General features: G+C 44.2%; 19 protein-coding genes and 1 pseudogene. 9 read left to right on the top strand and 11 right to left on the bottom strand.

Annotated features, from left to right (window positions below; translation table 11 throughout):
* Positions 1-130 precede the first annotated feature (130 nt).
* Positions 131-397, bottom strand: coding sequence for a GrxA family glutaredoxin (locus tag IX91_RS09325; protein WP_004749003.1), 267 nt, complete (start codon positions 395-397; stop codon positions 131-133).
* Between the two features lie 267 nt (positions 398-664).
* Between IX91_RS09325 and IX91_RS09320 the strand changes: the two are divergent.
* Positions 665-1817, top strand: a pseudogene (locus tag IX91_RS09320) (iron-containing alcohol dehydrogenase); the annotation flags it as partial.
* Positions 1818-1972: 155 nt separating this feature from the next.
* Here the strand turns inward: IX91_RS09320 and IX91_RS09315 are convergent.
* The 5 genes from IX91_RS09315 to IX91_RS09295 all read right to left on the bottom strand — a co-directional run bounded on the left by IX91_RS09315 (position 1973) and on the right by IX91_RS09295 (position 7403).
* A complete protein-coding gene (locus IX91_RS09315) occupies positions 1973-2827 on the bottom strand; it encodes a MurR/RpiR family transcriptional regulator (RefSeq protein ID WP_004749005.1) in 855 nt (284 codons plus the stop codon).
* A 293-nt stretch (positions 2828-3120) separates the two neighbouring features.
* Positions 3121-4767 carry a pyridoxal-dependent aspartate 1-decarboxylase PanP gene (gene panP, locus IX91_RS09310; RefSeq protein ID WP_004749304.1) on the bottom strand — a complete coding sequence of 549 codons (1647 nt, stop codon included), beginning with the start codon at positions 4765-4767 and terminating at the stop codon, positions 3121-3123.
* A 142-nt stretch (positions 4768-4909) separates the two neighbouring features.
* Positions 4910-5422, bottom strand: coding sequence for a hypothetical protein (locus IX91_RS09305; protein ID WP_004749042.1), 513 nt, complete (start codon positions 5420-5422; stop codon positions 4910-4912).
* Between the two features lie 116 nt (positions 5423-5538).
* A complete protein-coding gene (locus IX91_RS09300; protein ID WP_004749041.1) occupies positions 5539-6444 on the bottom strand; it encodes a lysine exporter LysO family protein in 906 nt (301 codons plus the stop codon).
* A gap of 38 nt (positions 6445-6482) precedes the next feature.
* The gene (locus IX91_RS09295) at positions 6483-7403 is read right to left on the bottom strand and encodes an HDOD domain-containing protein (protein ID WP_004749040.1); all 921 of its coding nucleotides are present in this window, start codon (positions 7401-7403) and stop codon (positions 6483-6485) included.
* A 355-nt stretch (positions 7404-7758) separates the two neighbouring features.
* Between IX91_RS09295 and IX91_RS09290 the strand changes: the two genes are divergently transcribed.
* Positions 7759-8346 carry a TfoX/Sxy family DNA transformation protein gene (locus IX91_RS09290; protein WP_004749039.1) on the top strand — a complete coding sequence of 196 codons (588 nt, stop codon included), beginning with the start codon at positions 7759-7761 and terminating at the stop codon, positions 8344-8346.
* A 107-nt stretch (positions 8347-8453) separates the two neighbouring features.
* On the opposite strand, the gene IX91_RS09285 is transcribed toward IX91_RS09290, so the two are convergent.
* From IX91_RS09285 to IX91_RS09275, 3 genes are all read right to left on the bottom strand, one after another.
* A complete protein-coding gene (locus tag IX91_RS09285) occupies positions 8454-9020 on the bottom strand; it encodes a hypothetical protein (RefSeq protein ID WP_004749038.1) in 567 nt (188 codons plus the stop codon).
* Positions 9021-9186: 166 nt separating this feature from the next.
* Entirely contained in the window at positions 9187-9684 is a 498-nt protein-coding gene (locus IX91_RS09280) for a response regulator (protein ID WP_004749037.1), read from the bottom strand.
* Complete coding sequence (locus IX91_RS09275; protein WP_004749036.1) at positions 9685-11634, bottom strand: ATP-binding protein; 1950 nt, start codon at positions 11632-11634, stop codon at positions 9685-9687.
* A 173-nt stretch (positions 11635-11807) separates the two neighbouring features.
* Between IX91_RS09275 and IX91_RS09270 the strand changes: the two genes are divergently transcribed.
* Both IX91_RS09270 and serC read left to right on the top strand, forming a co-directional pair.
* A complete protein-coding gene (locus tag IX91_RS09270; RefSeq protein ID WP_004749035.1) occupies positions 11808-13073 on the top strand; it encodes a DUF945 family protein in 1266 nt (421 codons plus the stop codon).
* 123 nt (positions 13074-13196) lie between these two features.
* A complete protein-coding gene (serC, locus tag IX91_RS09265; protein WP_004749034.1) occupies positions 13197-14279 on the top strand; it encodes a 3-phosphoserine/phosphohydroxythreonine transaminase in 1083 nt (360 codons plus the stop codon).
* A 106-nt stretch (positions 14280-14385) separates the two neighbouring features.
* On the opposite strand, the gene IX91_RS09260 is transcribed toward serC, so the two are convergent.
* Entirely contained in the window at positions 14386-16680 is a 2295-nt protein-coding gene (locus IX91_RS09260) for a YgiQ family radical SAM protein (protein ID WP_004749033.1), read from the bottom strand.
* 206 nt (positions 16681-16886) lie between these two features.
* Between IX91_RS09260 and IX91_RS09255 the strand changes: the two genes are divergently transcribed.
* The 5 genes from IX91_RS09255 to IX91_RS09235 all read left to right on the top strand — a co-directional run bounded on the left by IX91_RS09255 (position 16887) and on the right by IX91_RS09235 (position 24345).
* Entirely contained in the window at positions 16887-19352 is a 2466-nt protein-coding gene (locus tag IX91_RS09255) for a bifunctional diguanylate cyclase/phosphodiesterase (protein ID WP_004749299.1), read from the top strand.
* Between the two features lie 53 nt (positions 19353-19405).
* Positions 19406-21880, top strand: coding sequence for an EAL domain-containing protein (locus IX91_RS09250; RefSeq protein WP_004742978.1), 2475 nt, complete (start codon positions 19406-19408; stop codon positions 21878-21880).
* 55 nt (positions 21881-21935) lie between these two features.
* Complete coding sequence (locus IX91_RS09245) at positions 21936-22616, top strand: hypothetical protein (RefSeq protein WP_004742977.1); 681 nt, start codon at positions 21936-21938, stop codon at positions 22614-22616.
* Positions 22617-22702: 86 nt separating this feature from the next.
* Positions 22703-22903, top strand: a complete 201-nt coding sequence (locus IX91_RS09240) for a DUF4250 domain-containing protein (protein WP_004742976.1) — start codon at positions 22703-22705, stop codon at positions 22901-22903.
* 113 nt (positions 22904-23016) lie between these two features.
* Entirely contained in the window at positions 23017-24345 is a 1329-nt protein-coding gene (locus IX91_RS09235) for an IS4 family transposase (protein WP_004742975.1), read from the top strand.
* A 35-nt stretch (positions 24346-24380) separates the two neighbouring features.
* Here IX91_RS09235 and metR read toward each other — a convergent pair whose 3' ends face one another.
* Positions 24381-25292 carry an HTH-type transcriptional regulator MetR gene (metR, locus tag IX91_RS09230; protein ID WP_004742974.1) on the bottom strand — a complete coding sequence of 304 codons (912 nt, stop codon included), beginning with the start codon at positions 25290-25292 and terminating at the stop codon, positions 24381-24383.
* Between the last annotated feature and the right edge of the window lie 49 nt (positions 25293-25341).

Genomic DNA, 25341 nt, shown 5'->3' with positions numbered 1-25341 from the left:
TGCAAAAAGATAAGTGAAAATTTTTATAATTTACTATTAGCTGACTTAGGCAATGAAATGAGTAAATTGGTTTAAATTCAGACACAAAAAAGCCGCCTATTGATAAGCGGCTCTTATAGAATTTGGGCGATTACGCGTCAAATAGACCTAGATGCTCTTTTGCGTAAGCTTCGAAGTCATCACAACCACCGATGTGGTCTTGATCGATGAAAATCTGAGGAACAGTTTCTACAGGCTTACCTACAGTTTTCTCTAGGTCCGCTTTAGAAATTCCTTCTGCGTGAATGTCTACGTAGCGGTAGTTGAAATCATCGCGTTTAGCTTTTAGTGTTTCAGCGTGCTCTTTTGCACGAACACAGTAAGGACAAGCTGGGCGACCAAAGATAACTACGAACATATTCTCTTTCTCCTGTATTTTGTTAAGTGCAACTATGCCCGAATCATTGGCGGAAATAAAGGGTGATTTGCCTCTTGTTCTGATAGGTAATTCCTATTGAACAAAAAGTATCCTTTCACACTGTCAATAATGCTATCAGTTTGTGCTGCAAGTCGAGAAAGCCCTACAAAAATAAAGGCTTTTGCCGACAAGTTGCACTATGTCATGTTTATTTCGTTTGATTCCGTGCAAGCTTAATATTCGGTTGTCACAGGGAGTGTGTTGAGTATGTTCCAGTTTATGACCTCGACTCGAATTATTTTCGGTGAAGGTGCTTTACAATCCTCGTTATCCGTTATCAACCAGTATGGTTACAGTGTCCTTCTTGTTACTGGCAAAAATACCGACCGCGCTTCCCCAATCGTCCATTACATTAAACAGCAAAATATGCGCTATCAACACGTCGCGATAAGTGGTGAGCCTAACATTACCATGATCGAAGAGACTGCTTTGGTGGGGCGAAAATTTAAACCTGACATGGTTATCGCGATGGGCGGAGGAAGTGTTCTCGATATGGGCAAAGCGTTGGCTGCAGTTATCCCTAACCAAGGCGATGTCTATGATTATGTTGAAGTAGTGGGGCGCAACGTACCGCTTAAGTCTAAGCCAATTCCATTTATTGCTATTCCAACCACTGCAAGCACGGGTTCTGAAGTTACTCGCAATGCTGTGCTGCGTTCGGGACAAGACCAAGTCAAAGTCAGTCTGCGCAGTCCTGATATGCTTGCCGATGTGGCGATCATTGATCCCACATTAACTTATGGAACCGATAAGTTAACGTCTGGACGCGGAGCTATGGATGCGTTCACCCATTTAATGGAAGCGTATGTGTGCGGCGATCCCAACCCGTTAACCGACATGATTTGTGAAGAGGGATTACGCAGGCTAAGTCAGTCGATACTTCCCGCTTGTTTACAAGATGACTATAAGGCGAGAGCTGATATTTCTTTTGCCGCCATGCTTGGTGGCATGGCTATTACGAACGCTAAACTTGGAGCTGCCCACGGGCTAGCCTCAGCTTTGGGTGGTAAGCTTGATGCTCCGCATAGTGTGATTACAGGCCGACTCGCTCCATTTGTGATGACTGAAAACATCAAAGCAGCAAAACGGGCAGGAAGAGGGGACGTGCTACATCGATATTCAAAAGTAGCGCAAATCTTAACTGGAAGGGTTAACGCTTGTCGTGATGATGCTATCTTGTGGGTCAATATGATGTTAGAGAAACTGGCATTGCCCAAACTTGATAGTTTCGGCATATGTACGACTTCTTTTGAAGAAGTTGCTGATGACGCGCTTAAATCAGTTGCCATAAAAGGCAATCCACTGCCACTGACCAAAGAACGCTTAACCTATATCTTACGCCAAGTTTGTCAGTGTCAAGATAGCTGCAATACCGCTGAAAGTCGTAAGGCAGAATCAAATGCGAGAGTGGTTTCACTGGGTGACAAAAAAGATCAGGGCAGTTATCAAGACAGTTGAGCATGCTTGATTCACAAGTTGAAGAAGTAAAAACGGAGCACTAAGTGCTCCGTTTTATTAGAATTGGGAAAGCTTGTCGTAACGAGAATCTTTCAAGACGTCTTTAACACGCTTCAGGTTCTCTCTAAATCCTGTCCCTCGGCGTAGAGTGAAACCTGTTGCTAGAACGTCAATCACCGTCATTTGAACAACACGGCTCGCCATCGGCATATAAACGTCAGTATCTTCTGGCACGTCGAGTGAGATAGACAACGAGCTCGCTTTATCTAGCGGTGAATCTTTAGCGGTGATCGCGATAACTGTTGCACCGTTCTCACGTGCTAGATTGGCAATCTCGACTTGGCTCTTAGTTCGACCAGTGTGAGAAATCAGTACAATCACATCGTTGTCAGTACAGTTAATACAGCTCATACGCTGCATGACGATGTCTTCAAAGCAAGTAATTGGGATGTTAAAGCGAATGAACTTGTTTTGCGCATCTTTCGCGACAGCAGATGAAGCACCTAAACCAAAAAATGAGATGCGCTTAGCTTGAGTGAGCAAATCGACGGCACGATTAACCTGCATTGGATCTAGGCTGTTCTTAGCGACATCCAAACATGCCATCGTAGATTCGAAAATCTTATGCGTGTACGCATCAGGGCCATCATCTTCTTCAACATTTCGGTTAACGTAAGGAGTACCGTTAGCCAAGCTTTGAGCAAGATGAAGTTTAAAGTCTGGAAAACCTTTGGTATCCAAACGACGACAGAAGCGGTTAACAGTTGGCTCACTTACATCAGCCATTTTTGCCAGTGTAGCAATACTAGAATGGATAGCAGTTTGTGGCGATGCCATGATGACTTCGGCAACTTTACGCTCAGACTTGCTAAAGTTTTCTAGGTTTTTTTGAATTTTTTCTAATGTGTTCATAGTGTTCACGAGGGTATAGAGAACAACTCACTGGATATACCCGAATATTAGTGATGGGGAACAAAGTGTTACCCAAAAAGGTAAGTGCAATCCAGCGCCATGGAACCAGTATAAACCTAAGCAAAAGGTTTACGGCAACTTTTCTACAAGGCAATTGGCTATTATATGACAAGCCTCAAACAAAATTTTGTCTAAACTACAGAATTACGAATTCCGTGGCGCGAAATTTCATCTTTGAGCCTTGTCTTGATAGAGAAATTACACTTTTCTAGAAATAAAATTTCAGTTTCAGATTAAGCAGCAAGGATACGCTCTGCTAAGTTCTCAATTCTTGCCATTAGCTTGGGGGCTTGCTTAGCAATTTCTCTTTGCTCTTCAAGCACGGCACTTAGAATATCGCAGCCAGTCAATGGGTTAGCCAACACCACGCGGAAGACAATCGTATTCAAACGATCCCACTTTTCCGGATTTAAGCGGGTACGCGAGACAAAAGATTTGCCCGTTTCGCGCTGGCGCTTCTGGATAAACTTAGTTAGCTCGTTAAGCAATTCGTTGAGTTCTTGCGTCTGCTTGCCTGTTGAGCGTTCGAGTGCGATACGAATATTTTTAGGTAGATAACGATAAGTCAGTAGGCAAAGCTCTGGTTCGGAAACCAGTTCAAAATCAGGTTGTTGCTCAACGTGGTTAGCGAAGAACTTCGCCTTCTCGATACTTTGATCGATGAGTAGTTCGTAGCCCGGGCGACTAATGATATGCATTGCCGCGTACACCAGCATAGCCATTCCTGAACGAGATCCTTCAAGAGTATGGCTCCCTAGATCTTTTGAGCCTTTACGCAGAATATATTGAGCATGATGCTCAATCGACTTCATCGCGTCAGGTTGTTTGAACAGCACCATGCCTGCGCCCATTGGGATGTAGAGCTGTTTGTGCGCATCGATAGTGACAGAGTCTGCCAGCTCAACACCATCGAGTAGGTGGCGATAGTTGTTTGACATTAAAGTCGCACCACCCCATGCCGCATCAACGTGGAAGTGACAATCTTCCTTTTGGCAAATCTGAGCGATTTCTTTAAGTGGGTCGATGCTGCCTGTTTCCGTCGTTCCCGCTACACCAATCACAGCAAATGGTTTGATGTTTTGTGCTTTAAGCTCAGTGATACGCTGTTGTAAAGATTGCGGGCAAATTCGGTTGTTATTGTCTGTTTTGACTGCCACTAAGCCTTCTTGACCAATGCCTAGCACATCGGCCGCTTTCTTTAGCGAATAGTGACCACGCTCTGAAACCAATACGGCTAATCCTTCATAGCCGTAATGTTTCATCGCCTTGAACAAGCCTTCTTTTTCTACACCTTTGAACTCGCCGGTGGCTTTTAGTGCATTATTTCGAGCAACCCAAAGCGCGGTGATGTTGGCGATGGTTCCGCCGGAGCAGAATGCGCCTAACGAGTGGTTAGCACTGTGCATCCATTGGCTGTAAAAGGCGTCGCTTTCGCCGTAGATTAAGCGATGAAGCATGCCTAAAACTTGACGTTCAAGAGGTGTGAAAGCTTTTGAGGTCTCTATTTTTACCAAGTTTTGGTTTAGCGCGATCATGATTTTCGACAACGGCATTAAGAAGTAAGGCAGTGCCGAAGTCATATGACCAATAAAGCTTGGCGCAGAGGTATGAACGGAATGGGAGACTAATGTATCAAGCAGATGCTGCGTATGATCTGATACGAATTCAGGTTGCTCTGGAATCGACGCATGTGAGAAGTCTTTTTCGATATCGCGCAGCGGTTTTTCTTCTGCCACGATGTGCTCGCGCAAAAACTTATTCAAGTTGCGCGACAACTTCTCTTCGATCTTGGTTAGCGTTGAGTCTGGTCCTTCTGGGACGGTGAAGATTCGGAGTAAACTCTCGAAACTCACGTCAGCCGTTTTATGTTCCGATGTCATACAGCTACATTGCTCTAATCATTTTTATTGCAGCGGGACAATCTAAACGAAAACGGGAACAAAGTCCCGTCTTAATTATCGAATCTTAGATTTTACCGGGCAGAAGTTGGTCGAAAAGTTAATGCCCCTACAAGCCTTGTGATTACTTGCAGTTAATCGCTTCAACTTCTTTGATCGATGCGTTATAGCGTTTTAATGCTGCATCGATCTTAGTCGGATGGCTGAGAAGATCTGCAAATGCAGAGCGAAGTTCGTAATTCTTCTCATGCGGCTTAGCTTGGCGATCACCAAAAGTGACTTTTGCAAGTTGACCAAGCTCGTCGCTGCGTGAGGCAAGCACTTTAATGTCTTTCTGTTCAAGCTGTAGCCAAGCTTCTACCGCCTGGTTAGTCGCAACTTTTGCTGGGTCTTGCTCTAGGTAGTAGTGAACTGCTGCACGATTTAGTTCGAAATGGTTTTTGCGTCCTTCTAGGAACCACTTGCTAACTTCTTCAAGCTCTGGGTATTGCTCTGAAGTTAGTGTCGACAAATCTTCGTACCAGTGCAGTGAGGCATCGATGTAAGCGTCGTATTTTTTTGATAGGCAAGCATTGTCAGCAGCGGCCGCAAAGGTTGAGGTTGCGGCTAGCAGTATTGCGACGATAGTGCGTTTCATAGTGATTCCTTTTAAAGCTAATTCTTATAGTTTCTAATTATCTAATTTAGCGTTCGCTAAATTTATTGGGCTTGTAAGCGCATAATATAGAGCTTTTGAATGACAATTCCTGCGATCTAGCCTGCAAGAGAGACAAAGAACAACATTAAAACAGGAACCAGTAAGCTCAATATGAAACCGCTAACAATGGCAATAGGGACACATCGCACCCCACCCGTGGTTTGGATGACAGGTAGGGTAAAGTCCATCGCGGTTGCGCCAGCATAGCCGATAGACGTACAAGGTTTAGTACGGATAAAGAGAGGGATAAGTACCAATGCAACCAGCTCTCTCAGTAGCTCGATCATAAAAGAGGCGCCGCCATACACAGGGCCGAAAGCGTCACCCATCAAGATTCCGGCTAATGAATACCAACCAAAGCCAGAAGCCATCGCCAAGCCACGGAATACATCGATATCTAAGATTAACGCAGAGATAATGCCACCGATTAATGAACTCGCGATGATCACAATGGCAATCACCATACCATGCTTATTGAGCAGAATCTGACGCAGCGTGAGACCACTGTTGCGTAGTTGGATACCAATAAAAAACAGCAGCAGAAACAAAATCCATTCACTGGCGGTATCGACCCAGCTCAGATCAAAGGGCACCAATAGCCCAACAATGAGACCGCCACCCACGACGAGGATCAGCTTGGCTGACTCCATCGCCATTTCAGACAATGGCAATTTGGTATTGCTGGCATCGGTTTTGATTGGTAGCCATTTATCAATGAAAGGCAAAACGGCTAGGTTGGCTAAACTCAAGCAAATAAAAAACACAGCAGTTGTTTTGAGGATCAACTGTAGGTTCTGACCCAGATTATCCAGTGCTGCTAAGCTCAAACCCATCAAAGCCAAAATCACGTAAATGAGATTGGATGTGGTTGAGTTTATCGTGTCGAGTAGAGCTTTTTTGGATATAGAAATGAAATACCCCACAACAAGTGGGGCAAAGATAAATAACATCCCTGAAAACATGGTACATCCTGTCTAGGGCCTGAATTTCCTGCGTGGATTTACAGACCACTCGCGCTTATAAGTTCATCTATCTGTGTATTGAACTCAATATCACTTAAATTACTGAGTTTGTACAGTATATCTGCGCCTGTAATGTCAAATTCAACCGTATGTTCAGTGATCTGCTCGTCTTGGCGACGGAACATCAGGATATGATTGGCGATGCGCGCGACGTCAAGATAACTTACTGACACATCTGTTTTGTCAATCACCTGGTTACAAGCGACGGCGAGGAAGTCGTTATCAAATCCCCAGCTCTCTAACACCAACTTACTTGCGTGTGAGCACTGACGATCGAAAATTTGGAAGGCAATTTCTTCATTGAGGTAATTACCTTGTTCTAAATAGTTGTGATACTCATTGACAATACAGAACAGGCCAATATCCGCGAGTAGGCCTGTCAGGAGTGCTTTGTCGGTTTCCAAATGGCTGTAACTTGGTGAGCCAGATTCTTTAAAGCCGCGTACGACCAACACCATAGTGGCAGCTAGCTCGCGTGAATTGGTTGCACTTTGGACCAAGACTTGGTTACACGATTGGCTCAAATTGACAGAGTGTTTGAGCTGCTCTATTGCTTGGGCAGTGACTATGTCTCGCACTCTTAGAATGCCGAGTCGAGATACTGCAGTGACGAGATCGGTACAAGTGATGTTACGACGATTAAAAATGACGGAGTTGGCGACGCGAATGACGATGGCTGCAAGGCCAGGATCTTCGAGTAAGCTATCGGCGACATCAGAAACCGTAGTGGTGTCTTGGGTACAAAGTTGTTGAATCTTTAGTACTACGTCAGAAATCGGAGGAAGAGAGATAGTATGTGACTTGATTGAGTGTTCAATCAAGGTTGAAAACTCAGATTCAATACCTTTGAGTAATAGCTCGCCATTCTCTGGCAGCCAATAGAAGGATAAGTGGTTCATATACACTATAGGGTTATGCTACTACTGACAGTGTAACGTCTTACTGCATATATTAGCAAACAATTGATATTAGTTATTGATAATTCGCGCAGCATTTTATCTCGTTATTCCAGCTAGTTTGCAATTAAGTTAATATATTAACTTGTGATAACGTTCACGATATGAGATTGATTGAGTGTCATTGGTGTGACAAATGCACAGACTTATTTTGTTTCGTTAACTATCATTCTTAGTACTTGTTATCAATCAAACTAAACAATAACTAACACCATAGTTTGGTTGAGTTTTAAATTTTTCGCTTATTACTGCTGCTATCTGGTGATCATAACTAATCGGGGTATTTGATTAAGGATCAATGGATATGACAGAGCAACAATTTATTCAATACGTACAAAAGTTTGGCGACTTTCAAAAACGATCTATGTTTGGTGGTACTGGGTTGTTTAGAGACGAAGCTATGTTCGCACTACTAAGTGCAGACAAAATATTCATCAGAGGTGGAGAAGCATTAGATGAAACGCTTAACCAGCTAGGTTGTGAGAAATACCGCCATGTTAAAAAACAGACCACAGCGACGGTAAATTATTACGACATAACCCAGCTTTTTTCGAGCCAACATCAGCGACTGAGTGAGCTAGTAGAACAATCTATAAATTTTTCCGTATCGCAGCGTGAGTTCAAGCGTTCATCGGCGAACAGACGCCTGCGTGATCTGCCTAATATGCAACTGACCTTAGAACGTATGGTGAAAAAGGCAGGGGTAGAGGATGTAGATACCTTTTTAGAACTTGGCGCACCTGCAGTCTTCTCAAGAGTGAAGCAAGCCTATGGCAGTGATGTAGATGTAAAGCTGCTGTGGAAATTCGCTGGTGCAATCGAAGGTATTCATTGGAAGCTCATTCAAGAGCCACATAAACGCCAACTATTGGCGAGTTGTCACTAACCTCTCATCGCTTCGGAGTTGAATTAAGAAGCGTACTGCTCAAATGCAAAAGGATTTGCAATAAAAAACCGAGGTATTAACCTCGGTTTTTTCGATCTTGGACTCGATTAGAATTTAAAACGAGTTGTGAACATCAGTTGGTCACCGTAGAAGTCGTTGATACGAGCTTCAGCACCCAGAGAGAATAGTTCAGTTGAATGGAAGCGCGCGTATGCTGAGCCTGCCCATTCTTTCTTATTATCGATGGAAATGTAGCTACCTTTACCACCAACCTCTAACTGAGGACCAAGCCATTGACGAACGCCAAGGTTTAGCTCCATTCCCGTTTCTGTACCGCGATCCAAGCCGAAACGGCTTTCATTACCCGTATCGACCAGACGTAAAAGCATCTCACCAGTGAAATCTGCCCAGTTGTTGATTGGCGCATGGAAGCCAAAGCCGGCTGCTGCGTCGTAATCGCCTTCAAATTCAGAATCGACGCGACCGATCACATGTGCATTAGGGTGAATAGACTTGCTCATCGCGGCACCAAAAGTGACTGGGCTAGCACCGATTCGAGCCTCTACGTAGTCATAATTGAAGTTGCTCATTACAGAAGGACTGTTAGGGTCGGTTTGAGCAATTGTTTGACCAGATGCAAGCACAAGGGCTGCAGCTAAGATTGTTTTACGCATATGGACGATAAACCTATATCTCGTTAATTTCCTTGGTCTTAAGCGACATCAGCGCCATGACATTAGTTACGACATGATAATGCATCATAGCAATAGTCACTATAAAAATGTCATTGTTTTGTCGTTAATTATTGATTTAAGCAATTCATATGCCACATATGGTCATTTACTCACCGTAATAGAGTCGATTTTTAGCCATGGCTTCAAATACTCGCTCGGTTTCTAAAGCCGATGCCCAAGGCATTAAGTCCGGCTCGTGTTCAATCATATAAGTGGTCAGTTGGTTTTTTAGTACTTGGCGAAGCTCATCACCTTGCCAAGGTTTCGCAATATAGAAGTCTAGGCTTGAATGATTAACCGCTTCTACCGTGTCTTCTAATCCTGCTTGTCCGGTAAGAAGAAGTTTTCTCGTGGGTTTTGTTGACTCATCTTGATTCAGTTCGATCAAAAACTGAATACCAGTTTGCTCGGGCATAATATGGTCGCACAGAATCAGCGCCAATTTTACGTCTTCGCGTTCAGACTCTGCAATGAGTTCCTTGGCTTCTTGGACGGATTCCGCGGCTTCAACAATGAAGTGCTCTTCAAAACAATCAAGATCTTGCATTACGCTGTCTAGCACTTCTCGCTCATCATCGACACATAAAATAAGGTATTTGTTCATTTAGAGCTCCTTGACGATCGGTGGCACTTGGCAAAAGGGTAACCAAACTGACATCTTAGTAAATTGACCAACCACAGAATCAACCTTAATCTGCCCTCCATGCTGGTGGACAATTTGTTGACACACGGAAAGGCCGATACCTAAACCAAAGTTGCCTTCTTTCTTGGTGGTAAAATTAAGGGTAAACATTTGCTGTTGAGTGGCAGGTGTAATACCGCAACCATTATCGGTAAAAGAGACCACCACCCAATCATGTCCACAGCGGGATAGTTTTTGAGTATGGACTTTAAGCTCGCCTTTGGCTGGAAAAGCATCAATGGCATTGGAAATTAAGTTGGTCCACACCTGCTGCAAGGCGATAGGTTGGCACTGTATTTGAGGGATGTCCTCATAAAGACGTTCAACCGTATGAAACTTTAGGCGGTTTTCAAAAATGACTAAGGTATCTTCAATGCCTTCGTGAATATCGACTAGATGAAGTTTTTCGTCGTCAGGTCGCGCATAACCTTTTAGGCTTTTTACCATATCGGCAATTCGTCCCGCGCAGACGTTAATCGAGCGCAGTGTGGCGCCCGCTAAATGGTAATCCTCTAAGCGTTCAAGTGTTTGCTGGGCTTGCTGCGGCTGGTTTGTCGCAAGCTCTATCCATTTAGTGTCACATTCAAGTCCTAGCTTAACCAACTTCTTCGCGACGCGACGATCTTGTATCTGTTCATCTAGTATCTTAGTGAGTTCACGTTCTTTCGCCGTTGAACGAGGTCTTTGGGTGAGGCCATCTTTCAGCACTGAGATACCATCCATACCGACTTCCTCGATAGAACGGTCATCAACCAGCTGTTGGATTTTGTTAGTCAGCGTCTCTGTGCCTCTTAAGATGGCGGCAATTGGGTTATTAAGCTCATGGGCAACCCCAGCGACGAGTTGACCAAGCATGGCCATTTTCTCTCGCTCAATTAGTTGCTGATGAGCCGATTCAAGTGACTCAAGCGTTTTCTGCAGCTCTAGCTTGGTATTAATGCTGCGTTGGAGGCGACGGTTAAAATGTCTCAGCAGTAAGTTAGTGAAAAGAGGCAGCAACGTCATATTGGAGTGCATGACTTTGGAGAAGACTTCGCGGTCTAGTTTAATAACCTCAGTTTGCGAAAGTGTTACTGCAGTAGAAAAAGAAGGCTCACCTGTGACAAACGACATGCCACCGACAATGTTGCCTTGGGTATGTCTCACCACCTCACGTTGCATGCCGACATCGTCTTTCTTATACAGAGCTACTTCGCCTTTGGTAATAAACCAAAGAAATTGGTTCTCTTCGCCCTCGATGGTAAGCAAATGCTCTGGAGAGTAGGTGCGACACGCTTGGGTCTCATCTTCTTGGGCAAAAAAATCGAGCAATGCAGAGGTGACTTTCTCAACAAGTTCTTGATCAGACAGACTGTGATGATCAGAAATAAATCCTTCACGATAACTTCGCATTTTTTGCTCAATATGAGCCCGAAGCAATCGGTGTTGGTCGAGCACTTGGCTATAGGACAGTAAGTTCTCTTTGTCATGTTCGAGGATGAAAGTAGTGAGCTCTTTTTGCGCTGTTTTATGCACTAGATTGTCTTGCAAAGGTTTGGTTAGACAGTGATCTAAACGGCCTTCATTAACCGCAGACAAAATCGCTTGAATGTCTTGTCCGCAACTTATCAGCACTTTACGTGCGCTTTGGGTATGGGTATTTCTGTCGAGTTGAACCAGAAAGTCGGCGCCGTTGAAATTCTCATGATGACTTGCGATGACTAGGGCAACGGTTTGTTTTTGCTCAAAACAATACTCTAACGCAGCGTGCGCATCTTCGATGCTATCTGCCGTATGAAGGTCAAACTTAGATGAAAGCGGGCTTAACTCTCGCCTAAGCTGTTCTACGCTTATTGGATTGTTATCTAAACAGATTACAGAGAATGGGTTCACGACTAGGCTACAATTTAAACATCGACAATTTCTACTCTACCAAGGACGGCGCAAGAGTATTGGGAGCTAAGTACGAGATTTACGTATGATTTACGGAGAAAGCCAATACTCTGATTTAACTCAATGTTTTTTGGTGTAGACTTAATGAAATCACAATATAAGACGTTATTACCATGGATTTGAAAAAACTTGGCGCCATTGGTGGTGCTATTTCGCTTGCGTTATGTTGGCCACTTGCTGTCGGACAGATAGGACAGACTGTTATTCAAGACGGTGTTGCTCATCTATCTAATGACTCACTACAAGCGGAGATTGTTGAATATGACCGTGGATACCTTTCCTCAACGGTTAAAACTCGCTACACAATTGTTGATCCTGTACTAGCAGAGCAGCTTGCCATTGACGGCTTACCATCCGAGGTGATTGTGAGCAGTAGCGTTAGTCATGGTCTATTTAGCCTTTCTGCTGAATCCGTGATGGATAATGCACCAGACTTACCGCTCACACTCAATACCGTCACTCAGCTTAACGGTAATACCGATTACGTGCTTAGTCTGGCGAATTGGAATCAAGTCACTGAAGGGCCTGATGGCGCAATTGTCTCTGTCACTCCTTCTACTTTGAAAGGGCACGTTAGCGTACTGGGTGATGTTACCTATGATCTTGATATTCCTTCGGTGGAAATTGATTTTAATTCGGGTGAGAAGATGCTGTTGTCTGGCCTCACTGGGCAAGGTCAAGGCAAGAAGATGAACAGCTTCTGGATTGGCGAACAAACATTAAATCTAGCTGAAGCGTCAGTCCTGAATGTTGACCAATCACCACTGTTTTCTTTAAGTGACAGCAAATACACCTTCTTAAGTTCATTTGACGAGATGGCAAAGACCGTAAGCAGCCAGCATATCGTCGATATGAATAAACTGGTTATGGAAGACGGCAACGTTGATAGCGTCTCTATCGATCTCTCTTTTGGTGATTTAGACAGTGTCGCTTTTGAACACTTGGTGAACCTTTACCAGAATAATCCGATGCCAACTGATGCCGACATTGAAGAAGCGATACCTTATGTAGAAAGTCTATTTTCTAAAGGTTTCTACTTTGCTATGAATAAAATGGCGGTCAAGCTAGGGGAAGAGAGTGAATTTGAATCTAAGTGGAAGATCACTGTCCCGCAAGGCACTGACAATGTGACGCAAAACCCGGCGATGATTTTGCCAGCGTTAACGGGTGATCTCGATACTTTCTTCTCCAGTGGACTCGTGACTCAATACCCATTTATTAAGCAGGGTGTCGACGAAGCGATGGCGATGGAACTGGTTCAGGAAACGGATAAAGGGTATCAGATTCAAGCAGAGCTAAAAGAAGGTAATTTGGTGTTTGGCAATGGTCAACAGATCCCTCTAATGGCGCTACTTTTACCCGCGCTAATGCAGCCTTAATTACTATATTTACTTACTTAACCAAGAAAAGAGGTCTAAAGACCTCTTTTCTTGCTTTTTATCCTCAATAAAACATGCTATTAATCGAGTAATCTCTTAAAAGCATGCGCAAGGAAAGACTAGATGAGCAAGGTTTATAACTTTAGCGCAGGTCCAGCGGGCCTACCTAAAGCAGTGATGGAAAAAGCACAACAAGAATTCGTTGAATGGAATGGTTTAGGCACTTCTGTAATGGAAATTAGCCACCGAAGTAAAGAATTCATCCAAGTTGCTGAAGAAGCAGAGCAAGATCTCCGTGACCTTCTTAATATCCCAGACAACTACAAAGTGTTGTTCTGCCAAGGCGGAGCACGTGCTCAGTTTGCCGCAGTGCCACTGAACCTATTGGGCTCATCGAAAAAAGCGACATACATAGACGCAGGTTATTGGGCTGAAAGTGCGGTCAAAGAAGCGAGCAAGTACTGTGAAGTCGACGCGTTTGTTGCCAAAACAGAGTGTGAAGGAAAAACGGCCGTTGTCCCTGCAAGCGAGTGGAAAGTTGCTTCAGATGCCGCTTATGTTCACTTTTGCCCTAATGAAACCATCGACGGCATTGAAATTAGCGAACTTCCTCAAACAGATAAACCTATTGTTGCGGATATGTCTTCAAACATTCTATCGCGCGAAATTGACGTGTCTAAGTATGGCGTTATTTATGCGGGTGCGCAGAAAAACATTGGCCCCGCTGGGCTTTGCATCGCGATCGTTCGTGACGATTTGCTTGAGCTAGCAAGTGATCTAGTTCCTAGCTTTATGAACTACAAAGTTTTGGCAGAGAAAGACTCTATGTTTAATACGCCGCCAACCTTTGCTTGGTACCTCTCTGGCCTTGTCTTTAAGTGGTTAAAAGAGCAGGGTGGGGTTGCGGAAATGGAGAAGATCAACAAAGAGAAAGCGTCACTACTCTACAACCAGATTGATGGCTCAGACTTCTACATTAACAACGTGTACCACGTAAACCGCTCGCGAATGAACGTGCCATTTCAGCTTGCAAAACCTGAACTGGATGCATTGTTCTTAGAACAGGCTGAGCAGCGTGGATTAGTTGCTCTGAAAGGGCACCGCGCAGTAGGCGGTATGCGTGCTTCAATCTACAACGCAGTACCACTTGAAGGGGTACAAGCCTTGGTTGAATTTATGCAAGAGTTTGAATCTCAACACGCTTAATTGTCACTTCTTTCTTCAAAGGCTCAACGGGATAAGTTGGGCCTTTTTTATTAGTAAGAAAAAATCGCAGCTGATTAGCTGCGATTTTATTCATAGTTTTTATAAGTTAACGGCGTTTAGGCTTACGTGCTGCTGGTGGCTTGCCTGAACCATTGCCCGTCGGCTTGCCGCTACGACTATTGGTCGGTTTACCGTTGGTTTTTCCACCACGAGACGCTTGTCCACCGTTACTGCCTTTAGCGTTGCCGTTCTTGCCTTTACCTTTGTTATCGCCGTGCATTTTTTCAAAACCAGGTTGGCTCTTGGTATGCTTGGTCGCAAAACGTTGTGAGCCATGACGACCAGACTTGCGGCGTTGAGCGGGTGTTTTTGCATCTACATCTTCAGCAGGGACTAAGCAGCTTGTCTTATCACCAATAAGGTGCTTTTTACCCATGTTGATTAGCGCTTCACGAATTAGTGGCCAGTTAGCAGGATCATGGTAACGCAGCAATGCTTTATGTAGTCTTCGCTGACGTTCACCTTTAGCCACAGGCACCTCTTCACGCTTCTTGTATTTCACACGTTTTAGAGGGTTAGTTTCTGAGTAATACATAGAGGTAGCATTACACATAGGTGATGGGTAGAAGTTCTGTACTTGGTCACACTCGAAGTTATTTTTCTTCAGCCATAGGGCCAAGTTCAGCATGTCTTCATCTTCAGTGCCCGGGTGCGCAGAGATAAAGTAAGGAATTAAGTACTGCTTTTTACCCGCCTCAGCACTGTACTTCTCAAACATCTCTTTGAAGCGATCATAGGTGCCCATGCCCGGCTTCATCATCAGATCCAGTGGGCCCTTTTCAGTGTGCTCTGGAGCAATCTTCAAGTAACCGCCAACGTGATGAGTCACCAACTCTTTAACGTACTCTGGAGATTCAATCGCTAAATCGTATCGCACGCCCGATGCGATCATGACTTTCTTGATGCCATCCACTTTACGCGCTTCTCGATACAGATCGATGGTGTGCTTGTGGTCGGTATTGAGTTTGTTACAGATGCCTGGGAAGACACACGATGGGCGTCGACAGTTTGCTTCTGCTTTTGGATCGCTACAGCCAAGACGATACATATTTGCCGTTGGGCCGCCAAGGTCGGAAATGGTGCCGGTGAAGCCAGGTACCTTGTCACGAATCTCTTCAAGCTCAGTCAAAATCGATTCTTTCGAGCGGTTTTGGATGATGCGACCTTCGTGTTCAGTGATCGAGCAGAATGAACAGCCCCCAAAACAGCCACGCATGATGTTAACCGAGGTTTTAATCATGTCGTAAGCAGGTATCTTGGCTTTGCCATACATAGGGTGAGGCACACGTGCATAAGGCAAACCAAATACGTAGTCCATCTCTTCAGTAGACAATGGGATTGGGGCTTGGTTAACCCAAAGTTCGCGATCACCGTGACGTTGAATCAGCGCGCGACCCGAGTATGGGTTGGTCTCTAGGTGCATGATTCGACTGGCGTGCGCGTAAAGAATACGGTCGTTGTTCAGCTTTTCGAACGGAGGAATGCGTACTGCGGTTGTCGCTGCATCATGGCGTGACGGGCGAATGGTAATAGGTTTCGCTTCAGTCTCTTCTGCCTTGGCTTTTGTGTCACATTGCTCTTCAACCGCGTAAGGGTTTGGCGGAACAAACGCTTCTTTGCGCGGTTTTTCTATGCGAGAAGAATCAATTACGTTGTAGCCTTCTGGAGCCGCAGGGAGATTAACCGCCGTACCACGAATATTGGTTAGGGAGGCAATTTCTTCGCCATCCGCTAGGCGATGGGCAACTTCAACAAGCGCTCGCTCGGCGTTACCAAATAGAAGAATGTCGGCTTTTGCATCAAATAGTACAGAGCGACGTACTTTGTCTGACCAGTAATCATAATGCGCGAGGCGACGTAAGCTCGCTTCAATACCACCCAAGACAATAGGGATGCCTTTGTAGGCTTCGCGACAACGTTGCGAATAAACCAAAGTTGCACGATCTGGTCGTTTGCCCCCTTCGTTATTCGGTGTGTAAGCATCATCATGGCGCAACTTTCTATCCGCGGTGTAGCGGTTGATCATTGAATCCATGTTGCCTGCGGTAATACCAAAGAACAAATTAGGTTTGCCGAGGGCGGTAAAAGTGTCTTTGTTGTTCCATTCTGGTTGAGAAATGATCCCAACACGAAACCCTTGTGCTTCGAGCAAGCGGCCAATAATCGCCATACCAAAGCTTGGGTGATCAACATAAGCGTCACCCGTAACAATAATAATGTCACAGCTATCCCATCCTAAAGCATCCATTTCTTTACGATTTGTCGGGAGAAATGGCGCAGTGCCATAGCATTCTGCCCAGTATTTTTTATGCTCATGAATAGGAGTGATATTGCTGTACATATTTTGTTCTCTGTTCCAGGGAGCGCGAATTATAGCGACTTGGACGATGACTATCTACCTCAATATGATTCTGGTTATTTCGACAATATTTGCCTTAATCAGTGATAGGAAGGATACGTGGTACTAAAGTGTTAAATGAGTAACGATCATATGCCGCTCAATGACCTATAATATGCATATTATTGTTATGGCGTTGGTTGGTTATCATGACAACAGTATTAGAAGAAAGGCTCGATGAGAGGCGGGTCGAAGGGCGCAAACCTAAATACTCGGTTTATGATTGGTATTTAAATCTTAAAACTCATGTATTTGAATGCGATGACGAAGCAAAATGTTTATTGGTAGGAGAGCCATCAAGTTCTCTGACAGCAAAAGCGTTGTTTGACTTGTTGCCAAAATCGCAAAGAAAGGTCGTTAAAAACGCTTTTCAAGCTGCGTTGGACTCGGGAGAACGAACGTACACCCATTGCTGTTTGCTAAACTCAGTCAGCTTATTTGTCTATGTCGAAATAGTGATTGATCGCGTTAGTGCGTTTGAGCTAAAAGGTACAATCTCTCCTTGCTTGAACATTGCTTCGCGCCATGAAGCCGCAGAAGTATTCTATTCTGTGTTTGAAAATCCTCACCACGGAATCATAGTGACGGACTCGGATACACGAATATTAGCTTGCAATCATCATTTTGAAAATTTGACAGGCTATCTTAGAAACGAAATCGTAGGTTTAAAAACTCAGTTATTTAACGCGGGTAAGCACAGTAAAGCTTATTACCAACAGCTATGGAAACTAATAGAGTTAAATGGCTATTGGAATGGAACGATATTGTCGCGAAGAGCCAATGGGACGGTATTTCCTCAAGATTTGACCATCCACAGAGTTAGGCCAGGTAATGGTGAAACTTACTTTGTTGGCTTTTCTTCCGATTTATCCAGCCAACTGGATCGAATCGAAGACATAGAGTCGGGTGGAATTGACCTACTTACGCAACTGCCAAGCAAGGAAACATTTCTAGAACAGACGGATGAAGTGTGCCGTCAGTTGGAAAAAGGTCAGGGGGTAGTTGTTTTAGCGATACAAGCTGCTTTCTCACAAGATTTGAGTCAAGAGGTTAAGCGTCAGTTTGCGGCATACTTGAAAGATAATACCAAGGTGCTGTGTACAGGTTATATTGGCCATGACTGTTTCGTCGTCGCTCTAGCCTATAGTTACCAGCAACCGACTCAAGTCGTATCCGCTATTGGTCGCTCAATCAAAAAGCTCTTCCACAGCTTTAAACATGCACCGGCTTCAGTTGCCGCAGCGCTAAAAGAGGGGGCCTCTGGGGTATCGGTGTTTGATGTCGACGCTACCAATCCCAACCAGCTTGTATCGCATGCGTATCAGGCTGTTCTCGAACTTCATTCTGGTCAAACGCGTCGCATCAACTTCTATGACCGTCATATTCACAATCAAATTGAAAGGAAAAAATCACTGGAAGAGTTCGTGTTACGAACTTTGGAGAATAAGGAAATTGAAGTCTATTTTCAGCCGATTGTCGATATCAATCAAAACAGAATTGATAAATTTGAAGCACTTTGCCGTTTTCCAAATGCTGAAGAGTATGCAGCGTCAACACAGGAGTTGATCGGTGTTGTAGAGGATTTAGATAAAGTGGTTCAGCTCGATGATATCGTTATGTCTATCGCCATTGAACAGCTGCCAGAGTTACGAAGGCTTTTCGGATCACAGGTAAAACTATCGCTCAATCGTTCCCTAAAAACATCAAATGAAATGAATCAAATCTTGGAACGAACCGCGATGTTGCTTGATATCGCCAAGGTTAATCCGGAGGCAATCACGCTTGAGTTTACAGAAAGTGCTTACTTTGAGAGTACTAATAAAAACAAACAAATAGTCTCTGTTTTGAGAGATGCAGGTGTCGCAATAGCTGTAGATGATTTCGGTACAGGTAGCGCGTCTTTTCGTTATCTAAAAGAGTGTTATTTTGACATTCTAAAAATAGATCGCGACTTTATCCGCAGTATTACTTTTCAGTCTCGCCAGTATCATATAGTCCAATCTGTTATTCAGTTGGCAAAAAGATTAGAGCTTAAAGTGGTTGCGGAAGGGGTGGAGACTGAAGAAGAGCTCAAGATCCTAAGTAATTTAGGTGTAGATTACATTCAAGGCTATTACTTTTCTAAACCTTTGCCCATATCAGAGCTGCAACAAGTGACAAACTACTGTCAGCTTTCTCTAGGTGAAACCGAAGTCAAAGCCGATTCTCTAATTCACCTTGTCGAACATAGCCATCACGTTGATGCAGGTGAGCCTCTATCTTTGGTTTATCAGTACTTCGCAGATGGATTCAACGACTATTTACCTGTGGTAGAAGATAAGGTGTGTGTTGGCTATATAGATAGAGCCAATATGAATCTTCACTTAACGCCTAACATGGGTACAGATCATGAATCCAACAAAGAGAATGCCTATTGGCATAAGCCCGCAAACAGGCTGATGTTACCGGTCAAAACCAAGGTCGCTTGGGAAACCTCACAATCTGAAATCCCTTGCTTAGTGGCAAAAACAACGCCATTCCCTTGGGTATTAGTTGATGAACAGGGGTTATTTAAAGGCATTGTGAGCTCGAAAACTGTACTAGAGTATTTGGTTAATAATAATTCTGTCACTTAGGGGATCTTGTTCTAACTTTAATACTAGGGATTACTAAACTAAAGGATGATCCTATGTATAGGGAGTTAGGTTCCACTCAGCTTTCATCGAGCTGTGAAGATTCAAGTGCCGAAAAGTCACTGGATTGGGTGTGGGACTTAGAACATCACCAACTCACTATAGATGAGGCTCTGTGCGGGCAGATTTTAAACTCGGAGCTTCCATCGTTAACTGGCAACGCTCTGTTACCTTGCATGAGCTATCACGACCAAACAGAGTTACTTGCCTTGTTAGCGCAGTCGGGAAGGATTCGTTCTAAAGAACGATTTTGCTGTTGTTTACAACTGAGTGATGATCAATGTTGTTATGTCGAATTGACTTTCCAAGGTTTAGATCGCTACACAGTGACAGGCAGTATTACTCCTTTGTTATTTGTTCATGCCACGACCTCTACACTGAGTGCTTTATTTGAACAACTTTTTAATAACCCTCATCATGGGGTGGTACTTGCAGACAGTTCACGCAAAATTGTCGCATGTAATGACTACTTTCTTACCCATACCCATTACTCCAATCAACAGTTGGTGAATCAACCCATGGACTTGCTTAATTCCACAAAGCATAGTGACGGGTTCTATCAGAAAATTTGGCAACAAACCGAACAAGAGGGCAGCTGGTCTGGTGTTGTGCTCATTCAAAGTGCCCAAGGCAAAACGTATCCTCAGGATTTAACATTACAGAAGATAAACTTGGTCGAAGGGACATTTTATGTTGGTGTTTACCTTGACCTGTCAAATAATCTCTATCGTATTGCTGATGTAGAACTCGGTGGAGTGGAACTACTTACGCAATTGCCAACAGAGAAGCAATTCACGCGTTCAGTAGCCAATCAGTGGATGGATGCGGCCGAGCCCAATATCAGCATGGTGGTCGCGTTTCACCCGAACTTCTCTCAGGTCGATGATTTTGAGCTGAAATCGATGCTCTCTGAACACCTGAATAAGAACAAAGTCGCCAAGTTTGTCGGTTATCTTGGTAGTAATCATTTCGTTGCTTGTTTGGAATGCGATAAGGTTGCGGGTCCATCTCAAATCAGAATGATTCATCAAACTATTAGACGTTTTTTTGCGACTCTCAATCAGGATGCGGGCAAAACCATCCACAATGCCATCATAAATGGGCGAGTTGGCGTCTCAGTATTGGGGCATGATACACACAGTCCTAAAAAACTTGTCTCCCATTCAGTGCAGGCGATGCTAGAGCAGTCCAGCGCACAACGCGGTCAAATTACCTTTTATCACGGAGCACTTCATAAGGAAGTATTGCGCCGAAAAGAGCTAGAGGAGTGGGCCGAGAAGTTAATTAAGTCTCAAGCTATCGAAGTGTATTATCAGCCAATTGTCGATGTGAAAAATTGGGACATTGTGAAGTTTGAGGCGCTAAGCAGATTTAAAGACCAGAATGGAAAGATTCTCAATACCCAAGAGATGGTGATGATTGCTGAAGATTTGGATTTGGTGTCAGACTTAGATTGGTGCGTGGGTAAAAAAGCCTTGCAAGATCTCAAGAAAATTCAAGAGCGTTTTGGTCCCAATTTGGGAGTGACTATAAATCGTTCTTTAAATACAAAGCTTGAAGTCGATGAGGTGCTGCAAAGTGCGAATTCATTGGTTCATCAATATGCTTCAAACCCAGAAACCGTCACTATCGAATTGACCGAAAGTGCTTATTTTGACAGTGAATCGCGTCAATCAAGTTTGATCCGAAACATCAGGCGTAGGGGAGTCAGCGTGGCGATTGATGATTTTGGTACAGGCTATAGCTCGTTCGCCTATTTGAGTGATTGTAACTTCGACATCCTTAAAATTGACCGCGAGTTCGTTAAGGACTTGAAAGAAGGCTCGCACAAATTTCACATCGTCAAAATGATCACGCAACTTGCACATACTTTGAACGTTCAAGTCGTTGCTGAAGGGGTCGAAACTCGCAATGAGTTAGAAGTAGTTTGTGGCTTAGGTGTTGACTATATCCAAGGGTATTATTTTTCTAAACCACTGCCTTTTGATGAGCTAGAGAGTGCCTGGGGATACTATGAAAAACTCGACAGTTTCTTATCTAGTGCCGGGCATGCGAGACAAGTTGGGATTTTGAATATGACTCAAGTTCATATCCCGACGTTGGCACCAGATGACACGCTTGATAAAGCAAGATCATTGTTCGACTCTGAGCAATATCGACTTGAGGTAATACCCATTGTCGACCGAAAAGAGTGTGTCGGAATCGTTGGTAGGGAGGAGTTAAACTACCATTTGTCACCCACTTTAGGCACTAAGCTGGAAACGAGCAAAGACCAATCGATTAGTCGTAAACGTCTCAATCAAGTCATGCGGACTAACGTATTCAGCGTGTCACACCACTCTAAGGTGTCCAAAGTGAGTGAAATCATTAAGTCAGGTATTAAGCCACCTTGGCTAGTTGTGAATGATTCCGGAGAGTATCTCGGTATTGTCACCAATCAAGATATTTTGGAACATTTCGCCAATGGCTAAAATTGCTCAATCTGCTATTATCCGCACCCTATAATTCATTCAAATCAATGACACTATGGTTCAGCAATTACTTACGGTGTTCGCACCTATGTTACTGGGTGCGCAGCTCATTCTTACTTTAATTCTCGTCAAAGGTGATATCTGCCCTGGGCAAAGAGGCCGCATTCACAAAGTCCTCCCGCCTTTAGCAATTATGTGGCTTGCTGTAGCGTCTCTACGCATTGAAGCTATGATGATTGTCTTCGCTATTGCCTATTTTTACTCCCAAGTACAGACGAAAAAAACACGAGTTCAAGGGCCGATTTGGGTGATGTATTTAGCAAATGGTCTGGCGTTAGCCTATGTCGGTATTGAGATTAGCTCTCAGGCGTCTTTGGCTGGTGGGGTAAGTGTGTTTGTGTTAATCACCCTTTTAGGGGCTTTGCTTGCTCATTTACTACTTACCATCGCGCGCACGCGCCTGCAGGCTTTTCATCGCATTCTTCCCGTTTCTGGCGTTGTCTCTGCTATGTTGATGTGCTTGGCGATTTTACTCAAAGCAAATGGCCTAGACGATGGAGCCTTAGCCGCAGTTGTGCAGCCTTTGCTAGTAGGTTTTGCTTTGATGATTAGTTCCGTTGTTGTGTGGTGTTGGCACATGCTAGCCTCTAAAGAAATCAACAAATTGCAGCTTGGTATTGCTTTGGCGTTTATGCTGATAGCGGCAACATCTAATCAGGCCGTGTTTGCTCTATAATTTGCTTAGAGTTTAGAGCTGGTTCACTTCAAAACCGCCAATTTGTGTCTACGCTTGTAAGAGCGATGGCGTTAAAGGAGGCGGTGATGGATCTCAGCAATGTAGGACGCTTAGATAGCGCAATTTTATTGGGAATCGTGAATGAAAAGTTGCGCTTAGAGTGTGATTCTTTTGAAGAACTCGTCTCTATGTATGAGATGGATGTTGAAGCGGTGATTGGTAAACTTGATGTACTTGGTTATCAATATGACCCTTTAACCAATCAGTTCAAATCGTATAACAGATAAATCAAAAAGAGGCGTTTAGCTAATGCCGTTCAGTTAAGCCTAAAATGATCGGTTGAACGATCCTCCACAGACGTTATAAAGGTCCTAACTTTTGATAGTTAGGACCTTTTCTTTTGCAACTCACAACCGCTCTTGCGATGGCTAACGGCTACGCACCTAATACCGATAAACTCGGACAGCTTTCAGATATTCTTTGTCCCAACTTTATTAATCAATGCCTTGAAGCTACCGGTGTGGCAACGGTTAGAAAGCGCCGCATTCCTTTAGATATGGCCGTATGGACAGTCATCGCAATGTCCCTCTATCGACAAGAGCCCGTTTGGAGCATTGTGAGTAAGGCGCAGTTAATGCTGCCAGGCAAGAAGCCTTTAGTTGCCCCGAGCGCTGTGGTTCAGGCTCGCCAACGGTTGGGAGCTGACGCGGTGAAAGAGGTTTTTCATCGTAGCCAGCAGATGTGGCACCAACAGGCCGAACATCCCACATGGTCTGGATTAAAACTCCTTGGTGTCGACGGTGTCGTTTGGCGTACACCAGACACCCCAGAGAACAGAGAGCGGTATAAAGCGCCTTCTAATCAAAATGGCGATGGTTCATTTCCCCAAGTGCGAATGGTCTGCCAGATGGAACTAAGCAGCCATATGATGATAGCCAGTGCGTTTGACAGTTATAAGACGAATGAGATGGTTTTGGCAGAACGTCTTATTGAAACAACTCCCGATAATAGCCTGACCATGTTTGACCGGGGCTTCTACTCTCTGGGTTTACTTAATCGTTGGCACCAAACCGGTAAAGAACGTCACTGGTTGATGCCAATGAGAAAAGACACACAATATACCGTCGTCAGGAAGTTAGGGCGTAATGACAAAGTGGTTGCTCTGAATGCTAGCCCACAAGCAAAGCGGAAGTTCCCAGACCTGCCAGAAACAGTTGAAGTTAGGTTATTAACCAAAAAGATTAAGGGAAAAGAGGTAAATATCCTAACCTCGATGACAGATGTAATGCGCTTCCCATCAGCGGAGATAGTCGATCTGTATAGTCATCGTTGGGAAATAGAAGTCGGTTATCGGGAAATCAAATCTTCTTTGCTAAACAATGAGTTCACGCTAAGAAGTAAGCTTCCAGAGATGATAGAGCAAGAGTTGTGGGGAGTACTGCTTGGCTATAATATCATTCGGTATCAAATGGCAAATATGGCTAAGACGATACCGGGTATCCATCCAAATCAGCTGAGTTTTACCACAAGCGCAACCGCGATAATCCATCTGATATATGGATTCTGGTTGGAAGCGGCAGGCACTATCCCGAAACGCATCAATCATCTACTCGATGAAACACCACACCATGTTTTACCACTAAAAAGAGAAGACCGAATATACCCAAGATGTGTGAAACCCAAGAGCAAAAAATACCCTAATAAGAAAAAAGCCAGTCAGCTTAACTGACTGGCATTAGGCGTTTAGCCTCTTTTTTTGATCCTCTAAACCGTTTTTATTCCATCTAAGTGGCTTTGAGACTGAACTCTCGCGGTGTTGAAAAACGCCTGCAAATAGCGTTTGTTTTTATCTGTGTTCCGTGTTGCGGCAAATAGGCGGCGCCATAAACCATTGCCGAGAGGGATACTGGTAATCAAGCCTTGCCTTGAAAACTCACTGATTGCCCAGTTGGGCAATGCAGCCACGCCAAGTCCGGCAGACACCATCTGAATTAGCATTAAAGTATTGTCCGCCTGTTTCCATTTTGCTGGCTCTATCCCTGCAGGTTGCAGGAAGTGTTTTACAACATCGAGTCGCGACTTTTGTACTGGGTACGAAAGCATGGTTTGCTCTGCGAGATCTTCCGGCTCAATACACTCTTTGTTCGCTAAAGGGTGAGAAGTCGACGTGACCAAACGCATTTCAAAATCAAACAGAGGTTCGTAGTGCACTTCTGAACGAGGCTGAATGTCTGAAGTGATAACCAAATCAAGCTCTCCAGCCATTAGCGCCGGCAATGGCTCGAATCCAAAACCGGACGAGAAGTCGAGTGTTACGCTAGGCCAAGCCACCTGATACTCTTTCAGTGCAGGCATTAACCACTGGAAACATGAGTGGCATTCAATCGCCATGTGCAATCGACCGTTCACATCCTCTTTCAAGCTCGCAATTTCATTTTCTGCTTTGGCAATTTTAGGCAACACATCATCAGCCAATTTTAGAAAGATCTCCCCCTCGGAAGTGAACTTCACTGGGCGAGTTTTACGCAAAAATAGCTGTCCACCAATTCTTGCTTCCAGATCTTTGAGCTGATGTGACAAGGCTGACTGGGTTAAATGCAGTGTGGTTGCTGTCGCGGTTAGCGATCCAGTATCACGCAAAGTAGTCAATGTTTTCAGATGCTTGAGCTCAATCATGAATTTCCCTCAGATGATGTGTGAACAGCATGAATATTTATAACCTACC

Source organism: Vibrio tubiashii ATCC 19109 (assembly GCF_000772105.1).
Taxonomy (GTDB): Bacteria; Pseudomonadota; Gammaproteobacteria; order Enterobacterales; family Vibrionaceae; genus Vibrio; species Vibrio tubiashii.
The sequence above is the reverse complement of the archived record's forward strand: the minus strand, read 5'-3'. Positions and strand labels throughout refer to the sequence as shown.